Raw genomic sequence first — 17,305 nt, 5'->3', positions numbered from 1 at the left:
ATGCATGTTCGACAACGGTACGACACGGCACCGACAGAACCTCTTCATCGCAGACCATCGCGTCCCCGCGGGGACGTTATTGCTCTTGCTTTCTCGCCGCTTGGCCCGATACTGACACCAGACGCTTCTTCCGAGCGAAGGGTGGTGCAGGCATGATCGGTACCGACACCTGGGGCATATCCGGCTCGGACTTCCTGCGGTGGTATTCGCTGGCAGCCGTGCTCGCAGTCGTACTGACGGTGGCGGGCAATTGGATTGCAGTTCATCGGTCCGTTCCGGCTTCCTCGACGGGGCGGGTGCTCACGCCGCCCGAGGTCGGAGCGCTCACCAGCGACGGGCAGGCAGTGCTGGCGTCGTTGGCCATCCTGCGTGGAGCCGATGTAATAGACTCGAGAGGCCGTTCCCTTCGAACCCCCACGACCACCGAACTCACCCGCCTCGACTGGTTCACCCGCATCGTCCTCTTGCGACTCGGTAGCGGCACCGCGCCATTGGTCCGCTCCCGACTCTTCGCCAACACGTCCGGGGCCTGCGCAAAACTGCGTAGAGGACTGGTCGACGAAGGGCTGCTCTACGGCCGGCCGACGCTCGGCGCGTCGACGATCCGCGTGTTCCCCATACTGTTCGTCGTGGCCGTCGGAGTCGCACGGGTGATACAGGGTCTCAGGAGCGGCGACCCGGAGCTGTTTCTCGTCGCAACCATTGCCCTACTGCTACTGACGCTCCCCTTCGTGCACCGTCGGCCACGACGCACCGCCCTCGGCGAGGCCGAAGTTCGCCGTCTTCGTGAGGAGAACGACTACCTCGCGCCCAGCTCTCGTCCGTCGTTCACCGCATACGGTCCCTCGCGCGCAGGAATGTCGGCCGCGCTGTTCGGAACGAGTGCGTTGCTGGTGCTCGATCCCGCGATGGCGGGTGCATTGAGTCACGGTGTCGCCCAGGTCGGTCAGGCCCCGTTGTTCGGGTTCGGCGGTACGTCCGGATTCGGCGTCACTGACAGTGGATACAGCGGTGGTGGCTGCGGCGGTGGAGGAGGCGGCGGTGGAGGAGGCGGCGGCGACGGAGGCGGCGGCGGAGGAGGCGGCGGATGCGGCAGCTGAGACGCTGCGTCCCCGCGGGGACGTTACTGCTCTTGCTTTCTCGCCGCTTGGCCCGATACTGACACCAGACGCTGGTTCCGACCGAAGGGTGGTGCAGCCGTGCAGAATATCGATACCTGGGGCATTGCCAGCGCAGACTTCCTGCGGTGGTATCTGCTCGCAGCCGTTCTCGCGGTGGTTCTCACGCTGGTCGGCAACTGGCTCGCCGCACACCGGTCGATTCCGACGTCTCCGACGGGGCGGGTGCTCACGCCGCCAGAGGTCGGGGCGCTCACCGACGACACGCAGGCCGTGATGGCCTCGCTGGCGATCCTGCGCAGTGCCGACATCATCGATTCTCGGGGCAGAGCGCGGCGCGCACTGACCGATACCGAGCGCAGACACCTCGATTGGTTCACCCGCACCGTCCTCGAACGCCTCGGCAGCGGGAAAGCGCCCCTGGTTCGATCCCGACTGGTGGCGAACATGTCCGGATCGTGCGCGCAGCTGCGCAGCGCGCTCGTAGACGAAGGCCTGATCCACGGAGCGGCCGAACGTCCGATGCTCACCCGGGCGTTCCCCATCCTCTTCGTCGCGGCCGTCGGCATCGCACGCATCGTTGCGGGCATCGCGAACGACAAGCCCGTGGGCTTCCTCGTCGGCATTGTCGTCATGCTGGTCGTGGCGCTTCCGTTCGCAGTTCGACGACGCCGTCGTACCGCCCTCGGAGACGCCGAGCTCCGACGCCTTCGCACCGAGAACGACTATCTTTCGCCGCGCTCTCGTCCGTCCTTCACCGCGTACGGGCCGTCACGCGCGGGCATGTCGGCCGCCCTCTTCGGAGCGGGCGCTCTGCTGATGCTCGATCCGGCCATGGCGGGAGCGCTCAGCTACGGAACTGCTCACGCCGGCGGAGCTGCATCGTTCGGATTCGGCGGTGACAGCGGAGGCAGCGGTGGCAGTGGAGACAGCGGTGGCGGTGGCGGCGGGTGTGGCGGCGGCGGAGGGTGCGGCGGATGACCGTGGCCGCCCTGCCCGTCGGCCTCGGAATCGGCTGGCGCTCCGAGATTTCGGGGATCGTCTCGCAATTGCCGGGGCTCGCGTTCTGTGAGGTGATCGCCGAATCGATCGGGGATCACGCACCGGAGCGCCTCACCTCGTTGGGCGTCCCTGTCGTCACCCATGGAATCGGCTTGTCGCTGGGCGGTGCCGAGCCGGTCGAGCCGCACCGAGTGGCGCTCTTGGAGCGGGTGGCCTCGCTGCTCGGCTCACCGATCGTCAGCGAACACATCGCGTTCGTTCGCGCCGACGGTATCGAGGCCGGGCATCTGCTTCCGGTGCCGCAGACGCGTGAGGCCGTGACGGTACTGACCCGCAACATTGCGCGGACGCAGGACGGGCTCGCTGTTCCGCTGGCCGTGGAAAACATTGCGACGCTATTCGATTGGCCGGAAGACGAGCTCACGGAGAGCGAATTTCTCACGGAGATCGTCGAACGTACGGGAGTGTCTCTGGTCTTGGACATCGCCAACGTCTACGCCAACGCGCGCAACCGCCGACGCGACCCGTGGACCGAACTGGCCCGGTTGCCGCTGGACCGAATTGCCTACTGCCACATCGCCGGTGGCACCGTACGCGACGGCGTCTACCACGACTCGCACACTGCCCCCGTCCCCGAGGACGTACTCGAGCTGCTCAGGGCATTCACCGCGGCCGGGTACCGCGCGCCGATCATGCTCGAGCGCGACGGTCACTATCCACCCGAGCTCGAGCTACTGGACGAACTCGATGCGATCGCCGATTCTGCAGGCCTGACCCGAATCACTCCGAACCGGCTGTCGGATCGAGCGATGTGAGCGAGGACCTGGCGCGACGTCAGAAGGAGCTCATCCGGGCGCTCGTGGCGGGAGACGAGCTGCCCCCGGGGTTCGATTCGGCCACCATAGACGCCACACGAAGAGCTCTGCTGCGCAAGCGGGCAGCCGAGATCGCAGCTCGGTATCCGGCGGTGCCGTCGGCGATGGGGGAGAGGTACGACGAGCTCTTCGACCGATGGGCATCCGACCGTCCGAAAGTGTCCACCGCCGCCGATGCACAGGCCTTCTACGAGGCGATGCGTCGGGCAGGAGAGTTGGACGCGACACATCCGGCGCTGCCTGGGCAGCGAATGCTCTACATGGCCGACGCACGCAACTCTCTCGCGCGCTTTCGCAGTCCACTGCGCGGCACGTGGTTGACGTCGTTGTTCGGTGCGGTTCTGCTCGTCGCGCTGCCGATCATCACGGTGACGGGGTTGCTCTCGTACAGCGCCTACGGACCGCAGTTCGGCCAGGCCAAGCCGGGTGCCGTCGGGTGGTTGCGGTTGCCGTACTTCGACTGGCCCACCAACCCCGCCTGGCTGTACCAGCTCACGCAGGGCCTGCACGTCGGGCTCGGCCTGATCATCGTGCCGCTCGTCATCGCCAAACTGTGGTCGGTGATGCCCAAGCTCGTCGAACTGCCGCCGGTGCGGTCGCCAGCGCATGCGCTCGAACGTCTGTCGCTGTTGGCGCTGGTCGGTGGCTTGCTGTTCGAGATCGTCACCGGTGTTCTCAACATCCAGTACGACTACGTGTTCGGTTTCGACTTCTACGCCGCCCACTACTTCGGGGCCTGGGTGTTCATCTCCGGATTTCTCGTACACCTCGGACTCAAGGTCCCGCTGATGTGGCGGACCCTGAGGTCGGATTCCTTGATGGACGTGTTGCGCGCCAGGAACGAGGCTCCCGACCAGCAGGAGAACGACAACCCTCCGGCGACCATGAGTCGACGCGGTGCCATCGGATTGGTCGCTGCCGGAATGGGTTTCATTGCCGTGTTGACGGTCGGACAGACACTCGGCGGAGTGCTGCGCAAGGCCGCGATTCTGCTGCCACGCGGGCGCTCGTACGGCGACGGGCCCAACGACTTCCAGATCAACCGAACGGCCGAAGCTGCGGGGATCACCGAGGCGCAGACCGGGGCCGACTGGCAGCTGGAGATCAGCAGCGCAGCCGAGGACGCCGTCCCGATCGTGTTGTCCCGAGGCAGGCTGCTGTCGATGCCGCAGCGCACTGCCGAACTTCCGATCGCGTGCGTCGAAGGATGGTCCACCACGCAGACGTGGACCGGTGTCCCGTTGGCCGAACTCGCTGCGCTGGCAGGCGTGCCCGCACCGCGATCGGCAGAGGTGAGCTCGCTGGAGCAGAACGGAGCCTTCACCCGTGCGGTGTTGCAGGGAAATCAAGCAGCGCACCCGAACTCGTTGCTGGCCTTGAAAGTCAACGGTGTCGATCTCTCGCTCGATCACGGATTCCCTGCGCGTGTGATCGTTCCTGCCCTTCCTGGTGTCCACAACACCAAGTGGGTTGCTCGCATCGTGTTCCGTTCGTGACTTCCAGCTGAGCGCTTTTCAAACCTCCGTCAATGGTAAAGAATCTGTGATCGGTGGCCCGTGGGGTCGCCGACGAGGGTGTGCTCCCTCGCCTGGATGAGTTCCGAAGGTCATGTCATCATGCTTGCTTTGTCCAGAAGCCTCCTCGTCGCAGGTGCAGCTCTCACGCTGCTGTTCGCCGCCGGCTGTTCGTCGTCCGAAACCGGCAACGCCGTCGCCGCTGACACCACCACAACCTCCTCGACGTCCGCCGCTCCCAGCACCACCGACGACGTCTCGGGCCAGGAGGGCATCGACGCCGGCGGCTCCACCGACATCGATGTCGAGATCGGTCAGTGCGTCCTACTCGGCGGGACGATGACGGCCGCCACCATCGAGAACGCCGAATGCGGCAGCATGGAATCGAACTACAAGGTCATCGCCAAGGCCGAGCAGAACGAGCAGTGTCCCACCGACGTCAATCAGACCTACTACGAGACGCTCGACGGTGTGGAGCAGGGCGCGCTGTGCCTCGACGTCGACTGGGTTGTCGACGGCTGCATGAGCGTGCCCACCGTGGGCATGGACGAGCCCTCACGGGTCGACTGCAGCGACCCCATCGCGACCGACGTCGAACAGGTCACCGAAATCAAGACCGGCACCGCCGATCCCAACGAATGCCCCGAGGGCGGATTCGCCTACGAAGCCAGGCAATTCGTCGTCTGCACCACGACGATCTCCTAGTCGAGCAGCGCCGTCACCATCTGCGTGACGTAGCGGTAGTCCACGTAGCCGTGGCGGGCGATGGCCGCGTGCACTGCGCCCAGGACCTCGCCGCGGCGCCGGTCGTCCAGGGCGAGATGGCTCGAGTACGTGGCGGCCATGGCGCAGAATTCGTCTGCGGAGTAGCGCTGGACCCACTCGTACATCGAGGTCGTCCACGGACCGAAGCCGGCAGCGCGCGGCACATTGGACTCCGGTTGTGCACCGAGAGAACGCACCAACAGGTGCGCCGCATCGGGCTCGGTTGCGTCGTAGGCCGCCCTGACCGCTTCCCATGCCGGGCCCTCGAGCTCGCCCGGCATGTTCCACCACAACCGAAGGGCACCGCCGGGGACCAATGCGCGGGCCGCCACTGCAGCTCCTTGCTCGTGGTCGACCCAATGCCAGGATTGGGCGGCAACGACTACATCGAACGCTGCCGCCGGGGCTGCACAATCCTCGAACCGCGACACCTGCACTTCGACGTCGAGGTTCTCGGTGCGCCGCCGAACCAGCTCTGCCATAGCCGAATCCGGTTCCACCGCAACAACGGACGCGCCGAGTTCGGCCAACGCAACCGTGGCTTTGCCGGTACCTGCCCCCGCCTCGAGCACTCGCAGCCCGTCGCCCGCCGCGATGTCCGTGTACAGCTCGGCCGGGTAGCCGGGACGGGCCCGGTCGTAGTTCTCGGCAACCTTGCCGAAGCTCAATGCACGCGATGACTGCAGTCCGTCGGTCACCACATCGACGGTACCGAGCGTCGACTTGCCAGGAACCGTGCGTTTCGTAAAGAGTGAGACAGGTCACTGAGCAGCCCCCGGCACGCGAGGAGAATCGATGACCGAGACCACAGCACCTCCGAAATGGAAGGTGGTCGGCCCCGGACTGGTGGTCGCCGCAACCGGCATCGGGGCCGCCGACCTCGTCGCCACACTGGTGGCCGGCTCGCGCTACGGCTACGCACTGCTCTGGGTCATCATCGTCGGTGTCGTCATGAAAGTCGTTCTGGTGGAAGGTGCCGGCCGGTACACGCTGGCGTCGGGCAACACGATCTTCCAGGGCTGGCGTTCGCTGGGTAAGTGGACGACGGTGTATTTCGCGCCCTACATCGTGATCTGGGGATTCGTCTACGGGGCGGCAGCGATGTCGTCGAGCGCGTTGCCGATCGTCGCTCTGTTCCCCGCGTTGGATCTCAAGGTCGTCGCCATCGCATCCGGGCTTCTCGGGTTCGCGTTGATCTGGCTGGGTAGCTACGGGTTCTTCGAGAAGATCATCACCGTCTTCGTCGGCATCATGTTCGTGACCGTGATCGGCGCTGCGGTAGTGGCGGTTCCGAACGTTCCCGCGATAGTCAAGGGCATCGTCCCCACCATTCCCGACGGCTCGATCGTGTACGTCCTCGGCCTCGCCGGTGGCGTCGGTGGCACCATCACGCTCGCCGCGTACGGCTACTGGTTGCGCGAGAAAGGCTGGATCACACCGAAGTTCATGCGCGTCATGCGCATCGACAATTCGATGGCCTACGTCATCTCCGGCATCTTCGTCCTCGCGATGCTCATCGTCGGCGCCGAACTGTTGTACTCGTCGCAGATCGCGATCTCCACCGGCGATCAAGGCTTGATCCAGCTCTCCGACGTGCTGGCCGATCGCTACGGCACGGCGTTCGGCTACGTGTTCCTCATCGGATTCTGGTCGGCGTCGTTCTCGTCGCTGATCGGGGTGTGGAACGGCGTGAGTCTGATGTTCGCGGACTTCGTCGGCAATCTGAAGGGGCTCGAACAGGGTCACCCGGAAACGCGAGTGGGCGGCAAGTACTTCCGCTGGTATGTCGCGTGGCTGACGTTCCCGCCGATGGCGTTGCTGTGGCTCGACCAACCGATCGGGCTCGTGCTCGCGTACGGCGTGCTCGGCGCGGTGTTCATGCCGTTCCTGGCGGTGACGCTGCTGATCATGCTCAACAGCGATCGGGTGCCGAAGCAGTGGCGCAACGGCTGGTTCACCAACCTCACGCTGGGTGTCTGCGCATTCCTGTTCGCGTGGCTCGCCGTCGACCAGGTCTTGGACGCCCTCGACAAGTACGTGTACTAGTCGGCCGCTTCCAGGCGTGAGCGCAGCGTCGACTCCGTGTGCTTGATCGCCTGACCCACAACGGGTTCCACTACAGCGCCGAGCACCTTGCCTGCGATTCCGCCGGGCAGGCTGTAGCGGAAAACCACGTCCAGACGGGTACCGCCGTCTGCGGTATCGGAGAACGACCATGTGGACGAGTTGGACAGGCCCTCGACCGATTCGAGCGTCAGCCTCTCGTTGTGCACCCATTCGGTGACGTGCACAACGGAGGTGAGGGCCTTCGGACCGATCTGCATCGTCGCGTCGTACGTGGCACCGAGCCCTGAGGTGACCTCGCTCGTCGGCTCGAAACGAGTGATGCCGAACATCCACTGCGGGACGTTTCTGAAGTCGTCCATGTAGGCGAACGCCGCGTCGCGACTGGTCGATGCCACGGCCGAACGATTGATTTCACGCACTCGTGCACCCTAGTACACGCTACGGGGTGTTACGCATACTTTGACGGTCGGTTTCAGCGGCGCACGTACCCTGCCTGCTTGTCCACCACGTTCACCAGTGCCGAACCACGGACATATCGCTGGAGGTTGTCCTCGAACAAAGCCCACAGACGCTCGGCGAAGTCGTCGGCGTCGCCCGCCAGATGGGCGGTGAGGATGACGTTCTCCATGCCCCACAGCGGGCTCGTGTCCGGTAGCGGCTCGACCTCGAACACGTCGAGCACGGCCCACCCGATGCCTCCGGCAGCCAGGGCGTCGCACAGGGCTCGTTCGTCGACGACGGGTCCGCGGGCGATGTTGACCAGGCCTGCATCGGAACGCATCGCCGAAAGAACCTCCGCGTCGAGCAGTCCGCGTGTGGCGTCGGTCAACGGTGTCGCAAGCACGATCACGTCGTACTCGCCCGCGTACGTCGGCAATTGTCGAACATCGCGGATTCGTCCGAACTCCGAGTCACCGGACCGCTCGGACGTTGCCGACGCATCGACGCGCATACCGAGTGCGCCGAGGACCCGGCCGATCTCGCGTCCGATCGAACCAGGGCCGACGACCAGAGCGGCGCGACCGTGAATACCGCTGCTAGCTCTGTGTTCCCAGACCCGATCGCGCTGTCGAGCAAGCGCTCGGGGCAGCTTCTTGACCGACGCCAGAATGCCTGCCGCGACGTACTCGGCTATCGCCCGGTCGAGGATTCCACCGGAATTGGTCAGCATCCAAGGGCTTTCGCGCAGAACCGGATCCAGCAGTCGATCGACACCTGCACTCGACGCATGGATCCAGCGAAGGTTCTCGGCATCGGGCCAGACGGCCCGCAGATCGGCGGTCTCGAAGGTCCTGAACAGCAGCACCTCGGCCCACGACACCGCACCGGCGAGTTCATCCATCGAGCAGCTTCGGAAGTCGACTCCATCGATCGCCGGCAAGGATCTTCTGTCCGAACCACTCTCGACCACAAGCACGTTCACCACAAGACTCGCCACCTCCGTACGATGGCACCGTGCTCACCGTAGAACCCGCAACTGCCGCCGACGCAGCAACGATACTCGGCCTGCGGCACGCGGCCGAGGACTGGCTCTCGGACCGAAAAATCGAACAGTGGACACCGCGCGAGGTGCCCCTCGCCACCGTCGCTGCGCAGATCTCGGCAGGAGAGTTCTCCGTCGCCCGGCGCGAGCCGAGTGGCCCGATAGTCGGTGCGCTGAGACTGATCTGGGCCGATCCCACGATCTGGCCCGAAGAGGATGGGCTCGCCGGGTACGTGCACGGGCTGGTGATCGACAGAAGCGAAGCGGGCACCGGGCTCGGCGCGGCACTGCTCGAGTGGGCGTCGGAGCAGACCCACCGGGAAGGACGCTCGCTGCTGCGTCTGGACTGCGCCGAGACCAACGGTGAGTTGCGCAGCTACTACCTGAATCAGGGATTCCGGTACGTCGGCCGCCGCGAGTTCGCCGACGGCAGTTCGTGGTTCAGCGTGGCCCTCTTCGAGAAGTCGACCGATCGGTAGTGTCTCGTCCATGGGCGAGAACCGGGATCGAATGCTGCGCGGAGAGCTGTACCGAGACAACGATCCCGACCTGGTGGCGTCTCGGGTGGCGTGTGGGAAGCTGCTCGACCGATTCAACGCAACCGAGGCAGATCAGAACGAAGAACGACGCGAGATTCTCGGCGAGCTGCTCGGATCCATCGGAGCGGATTCGTGGATCATGCCGAGGTTCCAATGTGATTACGGCACATACATTTCCATCGGATCCAACAGTTTCCTCAACTACGACGCCATCCTGTTGGACTGCGCACCCATCACCATCGGTGACGACGTGTCGATCGGTCCTCGCGCGCAGCTACTGACTGCTCTCCATCCCATGGAGGATCACGAGGCGCGCCGAACACGTTGGGAGAGTGCTCTTCCCATCAACATAGGGAACAACGTCTGGCTGGGCGGCGGGGTCATCGTGTGCCCGGGAGTCACGATCGGCGACAACTCGGTGATCGGTGCCGGCAGCGTCGTCACCCGGGATGTGCCGTCGCACACCTTCGCTGCCGGCAACCCCTGTAAGGCAATCCGCGCCCTACCGTGAGATGACCTCGTGCAAGATCTTGTCGGAGTCACGGACCAGCGTGTCGACGGCCACCCGCGCACCCCACCACATCCCCAGCCACCCGATCGCCGCGGCCACAGGAATGGACAGGTACGCGAAGGCACCGGGGAGAAGCAACGCCAGCAGCAGAGCGGGCACTACCGACAGCCCGAGTACGACTATTGCCAGCATGAGTAGGGCAAACGACCCTCCGTTGAACGACCCTCGGGTGTTCAACGAAAAGGCCTTGGTCGGTTCGGGAACCGGGTAGGCGGCGCGGACCGAGACCACGACGATGAGTCCTGCACTGACGCCGAGCATCGACAACGTCACCGAGATGGGGACTGCCAACCGGTCGAGTCCGAGGTCACCGAATACGCGGACGACCGCAGTGGACACGATCGCAAAGGGTGCAGCCACGATCAGCCAGGCAATCTGCCGACCACGGACGTCGTCGCGCAGAGCCTGCGGAATCATCACCAGGTGCCACATCGAACCGCCGTCGAGGCCGTACAGGTTCGATCCCGCGCCCATTGCCATGAAGATCACGATCCACGCACCCCAGGCTGCGCTGAACGGAATCGAGTCGGTCACCAACGGACCGATACCTCCGAGCACCGCGAAGATGAGGACCGACAACAGCTGGCTCCGGCGACGCATATCGCCGCGCCACAGGCCCAGCTCACGCGTCACCACCGCGCCGACACGGGTGGCGCGCCAACCGCGATCGCCGTTGTGGCCGTTCGCTGCCATCTGCTTGCGCGACGCGCCGTACGAGGCGGAGACCCGTCCCTCGAAGAGCCGCAGCACAAGTCGCTGCCACGACAACACCAAGACGACATCGAACAGCAGCAGTCCCGCCACTGCGGCGATTGCAAGTAGCCAGTTGCCGTCGAGCGCAGCGTCCACGCCGGTGATTCCCCAGCTGAATGGAATCGAATGTGCCAGCGTCAGAGGCCATGTCACGTCACCCGACAGCACCCTGGGGAAGTTCTGGGTGATGGGAAACTGCAGGAAGTACAGACTGCCGAACACCGCACCGAACGCGAGCAGAGCGAACTCTCGACTGCGCCGACTCTTCAATAGCTGAGACATCGCCACGGTGACCACTCTGGACAGCGTCACGAAGAGCACGACTGTCGCAGGCCAGGCCACCAGGGCAAGCGGAAGAGTTGCGAGAGAACGCGATACGGCGTAGATCGGGATCGCCGCGGTCGCGATGGCCGTCAACGGCACCACCATGCCGTATGTGGATGTGGCCAACAACGCCCGCGCCAGACGTGCGGGTTCCACCGACAGCATCTGGAAATGGCGGGGCTGAATGTTGTCGTCCGAAATTCCCGAGAGCACCGGGAACAGCACCCAACTCAGGCCCATCAGGGTCAGCCCGAGGCTTGCGGTGCCTCCGACCAACACCTGCGAGGCTCCACTGCGCGCAGACAACACACATGCCACGACGGCGAAGACCAGCCCCAGCACCCCGAATACGGTTTTCACCACTGCTCGGCCGCCCTTGAACTGCCTGCGGTAGAGCGTGATTCGCATCTGCAGAACGGTGCGGCCGAGGGACGTCACGAGCGCATCCAGGACAGGCCGTCGGGATTCTGCTCACGAGTACCGACCAGGCGAACGAAAGCGTCGTCCAGGCTTCCGCCGGCGCGGACCTCGTCCACCGTTCCCACCGCCACGACGCGGCCGCCGGTGATGACGCCGACGTGAGTGCAGAGTTGCTCGACGAGCGCCATCACGTGACTCGACAAGATCACCGATCCTCCGGAGCGGACGAACTGGACCAGAATGTTGCGAATCGTGGTGGAGGAGATGGGGTCGACCGCCTCGAAGGGCTCGTCCAGTACGAGCAACCGGGGTCCGTGCAGCAGCGCCGAGGCCAGCCCGATCTTCTTGGTCATGCCCGCGGAGTAGTCGGCGATGACGGTCCCCCCGGCGTCGGCAAGATCCAGCGCGTTCAACAGCTCGTCTCGACGCTGCGCGATCACGTCCTCGGGCATCGCGCGCAGTCGTCCGAAATACGTCAGGAGCTCGTGGCCGGTGAATTGGGACGGCAGAGCGAGCCCGTCGGGCAGTACTCCGAGTAGCTCTTTCGCGGCGATGGGATCGGCCCAGACGTCGCGTCCGAACACCAGACTTCGGCCGTACTGAGGCCTGAGCAGTCCGACCGCCATGGACAGACACGTCGTCTTGCCTGCGCCGTTAGGGCCGACGAGCCCGAACATCGAACCGGGTGGCACCATCAGAGACAAGTCGTCGACGGCAACCTTGGGTCCGAATGCCATACACAGGTGCTCGATCAGCAGGGCAGCAGAATTCGTTTGCACAGATAACAGACTAACCGGTACGGGCTGGTTCGTCATGCGGTAGGAAGCGTCCACCCCGGTACCATCTGGGCATGAATCGCACGGCAGTGGTCACCGGAGCTTCGTCGGGAATCGGACGCGCGGTTGCGCAGGCGCTCGTCGCCCGGGGATATCGAGTGATCGGCACCTCCCGCAAGCCGGACTCGATGACCGACGCGCAGCGGGCCACCGGCGTCGAGTATCGCGCTCTCGACCTCACCGATGCCGACTCGATCCGCACCTTCGTCGCCGACCTCGGCGCGGTGGACGTGCTGGTCAACAACGCCGGCGAAAGCCAATCGGGGCCGTTCGAGGAACTGCCGACCGACGCCATCGAACGGCTCTTTCAACTGAATGTCTTCGGCGCAGTGACGCTGTCGCAGAGCGTCATTCCCGGTATGCGCGAGCGGAGATACGGCCGCATCGTGATGGTCGGATCGATGTTGGCCAGCTTCCCGCTCGCCTACCGCTCGTCCTACGCCTCGACGAAAGCCGCCATCAAGGGCTTCTCCGATGCGGCGCGTCTGGAACTCTCTCCCTTCGGTGTGTGGATGACCACCGTCGAGCCGGGGTCGATCAACACCGGGATCAGTGAGCGACGAACCAAGTACATCGCACCGGATTCGGTCCACCGAGACGACTTCCACACCGCGATCTCATCCCTGGATCGCAAGGAGGGAACCGGCATCTCCGCCGAGGACGTCGCCGAGGTGGTGTTGAAGGCCATCGAGGCCGACAAGCCGAAACCCTTGTACGCCAGAGGAAGCAACGCACCGGTCGTGTTTTTGGCGCGACGGTTGCTCCCGGCGACATTCATGGAGAAGACGATCGCGAAGATGTTCGGGCTGAAGAGATAGTTTGAACCTCTGACCTGCGGGAATACAGCCGGGTGAACTATTCCCCTCTCGACCTACCGTGGTAGAGACACTCGGTCTCGTCCTGGCAGCCACAGGCCTGATCGTCGCCGCTCAGGTGATCTCGAAGAAGACGACACTCCCCGCGGCAGCGTTGTTGACGCTTGCCGGCCTGGCCGTCTCGGCGTCGGCGTTGCCCGACATCGTTCTCGACCCCGAGCTCGTTCTGACCCTGGTGATTCCGCCGCTGCTCTACAGCGCAGCTCTGAACTCCTCCCTGATCGCCATCCGCCGCAACGTGTGGACCATCTTGAGTTTGTCGGTCGCCCTCGTCGTGGCGACGGCTGCCCTCGTCGGCGTCGGTCTGTGGTTGCTCGTTCCGGGCATCACACTGGCCGCTGGTATGGCGCTCGGTGCCGCCGTGGCACCACCGGACCCGGTCGCAGCGCTGGCGGTGGGTCGACGCGCAGGCATCCCACCGAAACTGGTGACCCTGATAGAGGGCGAGGGACTGCTGAACGACGCGACCGCACTGACGATGCTGACCGTGGCGATCGCCGCGATCTCGAGTCAGGACATGACACCCGCTCATGCCGGGGGATTGTTCGTGCTCGCCGCAGCAGGTGGCATCGTCGTCGGACTGATCGTCGCACTGGCGATTCGGCTGGTACAGCGGTTCGTTCACGATTCGCTGCTGCTCAACATCGTCTCGCTGGCAACACCGTTTCTCGCGTACCTCGCGGCCGAAGAAGTGCATGCGTCCGGGGTGTTGGCCGTCGTCGTCGCAGCATTGGTGATCGGTCACCACACCCGTCACGCCATCTCCGGAGCCAGTCGCCTGCAGACCAGTGCCGTGTGGAGGCTGATCGATCTACTTCTCGAGGGCTTCGTGTTCTTGTTGATCGGCGAGCAATTGCCCACCGTTGTCGGCGGCCTGTCGGCCTACTCGGGGACGACCATCGCCCTCGCAGTCACGGTGACGCTCGCCGGCGTCCTGTTGCTGCGGCCGCTGTGGCTCCTGACCACCGGACTGTCCGCCCGCGAGGCGGTGGTGATGAGTTGGGCAGGCACTCGCGGAGTCATCACCGTCGCTGCCGTCTTCACGTTGCCGCTGACCATCGACTCGGGCGAGCCGTTCGAGAGCCGAGATCTGCTGCTGTTCTGTGCATTTCTCGTCGTGCTGGTGACGGTGATAGGTCAGGGACTGACGTTTGCTCCGCTGGTGCGCAGGTTGAACGTCGTGGCCGATCCCGCCGCAGAGGCACGTCTACGCAACGAAGCACGGGAGGGTTCGACGAAAGCTGCTCTGTCACAGTTGGACCGGATTGCGGACGAGGAGAACCTCGACGACGAGGGTCGCGAGATACTGCGCCGCGAGTTGGAGCACCGTATCGACCGCTACCATCGCCGTCTGGATCACCTCGACGAGTCCGAGATCGGCGACGCGGTCATCTCACCCGAGCAAACTGCCGCGATGACCACACGTCGCCGCATACTCGACGTCGAGCGAGAGGAGCTGCTGTGCTGGCGAGACGCCGGCCGGCTGCCGGACAACAGCATGCGGAGTCTCGAGCACGAACTCGATCACGAAGAGCATTCTTTCCGCCCGCATCGAGAGACCGACTAGCCGGCGATCGCCGCGTGCATCTCCCACACGATCACTTCGGCCCCGGTGGCGGTGCTCAACTTCTGCCCGCCGCCTCCGGAAATCCGGACGGCGTCGCCCTCGGCGAGTACGCCGACTCCCTCGAGCATCGCTTCGCCCTGGGCGACGAAGATGTGCACGAAGGGCGCGTCGGGCACATCGACCGGGGCTTGTCCGGGTTGCAGACGCGCAGCGTGCATCGCCGCGTACTTGTTCTTGATTCGGATCGCCGCGTGGTCGGCGTGACGGGCCATGCCTGACGCCACGGGAACCAAACCGCCACTGAGCAATTCGCCGTCGATCTCGAGCTGTTCGTAACCCGGCGTGATGCCCTGCTCGTCGGGCACCACCCACATCTGGACGAACCGAACGGGATCGCCGTGCTTGCCCGAGTACGAACCGGCGGTCTCACCGAGTCGCCACGAGTCGTTCTTCTCCGAGTGCAGGATTCCCGTGCCTGCGCTCATGCGCTGCGCGAGACCGGGGTAGATGACGCCGGAGTGGCCCATCGAGTCCTGGTGCACCAGCGATCCCTGCAGAACCCAGGTGATGATCTCCATGTCGCGGTGCGGGTGGGTATCGAATCCTTGACCGGGAGTGACGATGTCGTCGTTGTTGACCATCAACACGCCGTGGTGGGTGTTACCGCGATCGAAGTGGTTGCCGAAAGAGAAGGAATGCTTGGAATCGAGCCAGCCGATCTTGGTCTTGAATCGGTCGTCGGCTCGCCGGACGTCGAGTGTGGTTGCTGCAGAGGTCATATCGAGTGCCTCGAATCGTGAAGTGTATGGATTCTCAAAGGACGTGCGAGCCGTACATCTCACCGAGTGGATCGGCGATCAGTTCGAGGCGGGCACCGTCGGGGTCACGGAAGTACAGCGAGACCTCGCTGTGCTCGATCAGCTCGACTCCGGCGTCGATCAGCTTGGTACGCAGGTGTTCCCACCTGGTGGGCTCGACGCTGATCGCAACATGATGGAGGCCGCCGAGCACCTCGGCATACGGTCCGACGTCGAGTCCGGGAAAGTCGAAGAATGCCAACAGGTTGCTGTTACCGATATCGAAGAAGAAGTGCGAAGAGCCCGGGTAGTCACGGTTCTCGATGAGCTCGGTGAGCGGAAACTCGAGCAGATCCTGATAGAAGCGGACCGTTGCTTCTACGTCACTGCTGACCAACGCGGTGTGGTGGAGGCCGCGGGCCGAGGATGCGGGCCGGTCGCCTGCGGGCTTCAGGTGCTGGGCACGGATACGGTCCCGCTGCTCTTCGTGTTCCTGCGCGCGTCGAGTCTCGTCGGCAGTCAATTCGTTGGTCATCGCTCCACCCTCCGGGTCAAGTAGTTGCTTCGTCAACTACTAGGAACAGTACACCCAGTAGTTGCGTTGTCAACTACTATGAGGTCATGGATTCCCCACGGTGGCTCAGTCAGGATGAACAGCTGGCCTGGCGCGCATACCTCGACGCGACGCGGCTGCTGCTTCGCGATCTCGACAATCAGCTCACGCGCGACTCCGGGATCTCGTTCACCGACTTCGAGCTGCTGGTGGTTCTCTCCGAAGCCCCCGATCGCCGACGCCGCATGAGCGAACTCGCCGACGCCGTCACCACCACGCGCAGCGGTGTCACCAGGGCCATCAGCCGTTTGGTCGACTGCGGTTGGGTCCGGCGCGTCAAATGCGACGACGACAAGCGAGGCATGTCCGCCGAACTCACCGACGCCGGCCTCGACACCCTCGCCGAGGCCAGTCCAGGGCACGTCGAGGCGGTACGGAGGAACATGTTCGACCTGGTCGACCCGAAAGATCTCGCGGCCCTCACCCGCACCTTCTCGGCCATGCGGAACCACGCGTCATGACACTCGTACACATTCCCGGTGATCAACGGCATCACTGGTGGAACGAATGGCTCGATTCCAAGCAGTCTTTCCCCGCGACCGGAAACTACGACCTGGCGGCGAACGCGCACGGGCTGCTGATGGTGCACAACGAGGACACCGTCTTTCCCGGTGAAGGATTCGACTCGCACGAGCACCGGAACATGGAGATCCTCACCTGGGTACTCGAGGGCACGCTCGAACACACGGATTCCGAGGGCCACAGCGGGCTGATCCGCCCCGGGCTGATTCAACGCATGAGCGCAGGGACCGGTATCCGCCACACCGAACGCAACGCGTCGAGCCTGACCAGCCGCGACAAGCTACGCGTCGTGCAGATGTGGATTCCACCGGATGCCGACGGACGGGCACCGTCGTACGACGAGTTCGACGTGCGGGACGAGCTGGCATCCGGCGAGCTCGTCTGCGTCGCATCGGGAATGCCGGGTAGGACCGGCGTACGCATCGGCAATCGCTTTGCTGCACTGCATGTTGCGCGACTCCGGCCCGGACAGTCGATCGTCGTCCCCGACGCGCCGTTCGGTCACATCTTCGTCGCCGACGGTTCGGCGGTGTTCGAGGACATCGGCGATCTCGCCCAGGGGGACGCGGTACGGCTGACCGGTACCGGCGGACACCGTGTGACAGCATCGACTGCGAGCGAGATCATGATCTGGGAAATGCACGCCGAGTTCGCCTGAGGGAGT

19 protein-coding genes are annotated in these 17,305 nt (G+C 64.6%); 12 read left to right on the top strand and 7 right to left on the bottom strand.

What is annotated here, in order from left to right; translation table 11 throughout:
* Positions 1-152: 152 nt before the first annotated feature.
* From CH251_RS01510 to CH251_RS01490, 5 genes are all read left to right on the top strand, one after another.
* Positions 153-1,100: a TIGR04222 domain-containing membrane protein gene (locus tag CH251_RS01510; RefSeq protein WP_094611488.1), complete on the top strand. Its 948-nt coding sequence runs from the start codon at positions 153-155 to the stop codon at positions 1,098-1,100.
* 99 nt (positions 1,101-1,199) lie between these two features.
* A complete protein-coding gene (locus CH251_RS01505; protein WP_094611487.1) occupies positions 1,200-2,099 on the top strand; it encodes a TIGR04222 domain-containing membrane protein in 900 nt (299 codons plus the stop codon).
* Positions 2,096-2,935, top strand: a complete 840-nt coding sequence (locus CH251_RS01500) for a DUF692 domain-containing protein (protein ID WP_094611486.1) — start codon at positions 2,096-2,098, stop codon at positions 2,933-2,935. Before CH251_RS01505 ends, CH251_RS01500 begins: the two co-directional genes overlap by 4 nt.
* A 311-nt stretch (positions 2,936-3,246) precedes the next feature.
* Complete coding sequence (locus tag CH251_RS01495) at positions 3,247-4,491, top strand: molybdopterin-dependent oxidoreductase (RefSeq protein ID WP_094611661.1); 1,245 nt, start codon at positions 3,247-3,249, stop codon at positions 4,489-4,491.
* A gap of 120 nt (positions 4,492-4,611) precedes the next feature.
* A complete protein-coding gene (locus tag CH251_RS01490; protein WP_256978746.1) occupies positions 4,612-5,214 on the top strand; it encodes a hypothetical protein in 603 nt (200 codons plus the stop codon).
* On the opposite strand, the gene CH251_RS01485 is transcribed toward CH251_RS01490, so the two are convergent.
* A complete protein-coding gene (locus CH251_RS01485; protein ID WP_179273678.1) occupies positions 5,211-5,972 on the bottom strand; it encodes a class I SAM-dependent methyltransferase in 762 nt (253 codons plus the stop codon). The two genes, CH251_RS01490 and CH251_RS01485, sit on opposite strands and share 4 nt — an antisense overlap.
* Before the next feature lie 97 nt (positions 5,973-6,069).
* Here CH251_RS01485 and CH251_RS01480 point away from each other — a divergent pair, with 97 nt between their 5' ends.
* Positions 6,070-7,320, top strand: coding sequence for an Nramp family divalent metal transporter (locus CH251_RS01480; protein ID WP_094611484.1), 1,251 nt, complete (start codon positions 6,070-6,072; stop codon positions 7,318-7,320).
* Here CH251_RS01480 and CH251_RS01475 read toward each other — a convergent pair.
* Positions 7,317-7,760 carry an SRPBCC family protein gene (locus CH251_RS01475; RefSeq protein ID WP_094611483.1) on the bottom strand — a complete coding sequence of 148 codons (444 nt, stop codon included), beginning with the start codon at positions 7,758-7,760 and terminating at the stop codon, positions 7,317-7,319. The genes CH251_RS01480 and CH251_RS01475 overlap by 4 nt on opposite strands.
* A 53-nt stretch (positions 7,761-7,813) precedes the next feature.
* Positions 7,814-8,683, bottom strand: a complete 870-nt coding sequence (locus tag CH251_RS01470) for a D-2-hydroxyacid dehydrogenase (protein WP_143537937.1) — start codon at positions 8,681-8,683, stop codon at positions 7,814-7,816.
* A gap of 113 nt (positions 8,684-8,796) precedes the next feature.
* On the opposite strand from CH251_RS01470, the gene CH251_RS01465 reads away from it, so the two are divergent.
* Both CH251_RS01465 and CH251_RS01460 read left to right on the top strand, forming a co-directional pair.
* A complete protein-coding gene (locus CH251_RS01465; RefSeq protein ID WP_094611481.1) occupies positions 8,797-9,303 on the top strand; it encodes a GNAT family N-acetyltransferase in 507 nt (168 codons plus the stop codon).
* A gap of 10 nt (positions 9,304-9,313) precedes the next feature.
* Positions 9,314-9,874 carry a sugar O-acetyltransferase gene (locus tag CH251_RS01460; protein ID WP_094611480.1) on the top strand — a complete coding sequence of 187 codons (561 nt, stop codon included), beginning with the start codon at positions 9,314-9,316 and terminating at the stop codon, positions 9,872-9,874.
* On the opposite strand, the gene CH251_RS01455 is transcribed toward CH251_RS01460, so the two are convergent.
* Together CH251_RS01455 and CH251_RS01450 are read right to left on the bottom strand one after the other, a co-directional pair.
* Complete coding sequence (locus CH251_RS01455; protein WP_094611479.1) at positions 9,866-11,449, bottom strand: ABC transporter permease; 1,584 nt, start codon at positions 11,447-11,449, stop codon at positions 9,866-9,868. The two genes, CH251_RS01460 and CH251_RS01455, sit on opposite strands and share 9 nt — an antisense overlap.
* Positions 11,446-12,246, bottom strand: a complete 801-nt coding sequence (locus CH251_RS01450) for an ABC transporter ATP-binding protein (protein WP_094611478.1) — start codon at positions 12,244-12,246, stop codon at positions 11,446-11,448. Before CH251_RS01450 ends, CH251_RS01455 begins: the two co-directional genes overlap by 4 nt.
* Positions 12,247-12,281: 35 nt before the next feature.
* Between CH251_RS01450 and CH251_RS01445 the strand changes: the two genes are divergently transcribed.
* Entirely contained in the window at positions 12,282-13,085 is an 804-nt protein-coding gene (locus CH251_RS01445; RefSeq protein ID WP_094611477.1) for an SDR family oxidoreductase, read from the top strand.
* A gap of 58 nt (positions 13,086-13,143) precedes the next feature.
* Positions 13,144-14,709 (top strand): Na+/H+ antiporter, encoded by a 1,566-nt coding sequence (locus CH251_RS01440; protein ID WP_094611476.1) that lies wholly within the window; start codon positions 13,144-13,146, stop codon positions 14,707-14,709.
* Here CH251_RS01440 and CH251_RS01435 read toward each other — a convergent pair.
* Positions 14,706-15,488: a pirin-like bicupin family protein gene (locus tag CH251_RS01435; protein WP_094611475.1), complete on the bottom strand. Its 783-nt coding sequence runs from the start codon at positions 15,486-15,488 to the stop codon at positions 14,706-14,708. The genes CH251_RS01440 and CH251_RS01435 overlap by 4 nt on opposite strands.
* 34 nt (positions 15,489-15,522) lie before the next feature.
* Positions 15,523-16,041 carry a VOC family protein gene (locus CH251_RS01430; protein ID WP_094611474.1) on the bottom strand — a complete coding sequence of 173 codons (519 nt, stop codon included), beginning with the start codon at positions 16,039-16,041 and terminating at the stop codon, positions 15,523-15,525.
* An 86-nt stretch (positions 16,042-16,127) separates the two neighbouring features.
* Here CH251_RS01430 and CH251_RS01425 point away from each other — a divergent pair, with 86 nt between their 5' ends.
* Together CH251_RS01425 and CH251_RS01420 are read left to right on the top strand one after the other, a co-directional pair.
* Complete coding sequence (locus tag CH251_RS01425) at positions 16,128-16,580, top strand: MarR family winged helix-turn-helix transcriptional regulator (RefSeq protein ID WP_094611473.1); 453 nt, start codon at positions 16,128-16,130, stop codon at positions 16,578-16,580.
* Complete coding sequence (locus CH251_RS01420; protein WP_094611472.1) at positions 16,577-17,299, top strand: pirin family protein; 723 nt, start codon at positions 16,577-16,579, stop codon at positions 17,297-17,299. The genes CH251_RS01425 and CH251_RS01420 overlap by 4 nt, the downstream gene beginning before the upstream one ends.
* Positions 17,300-17,305 lie beyond the last annotated feature (6 nt).

It is taken from the genome of Rhodococcus sp. 06-462-5 (genome assembly GCF_002258315.1).
Classification (GTDB): Bacteria; Actinomycetota; Actinomycetes; order Mycobacteriales; family Mycobacteriaceae; genus Rhodococcoides.
Note: the sequence above shows the minus strand (reverse complement) of the source record. Positions and strands in the feature narration are given on the sequence as shown.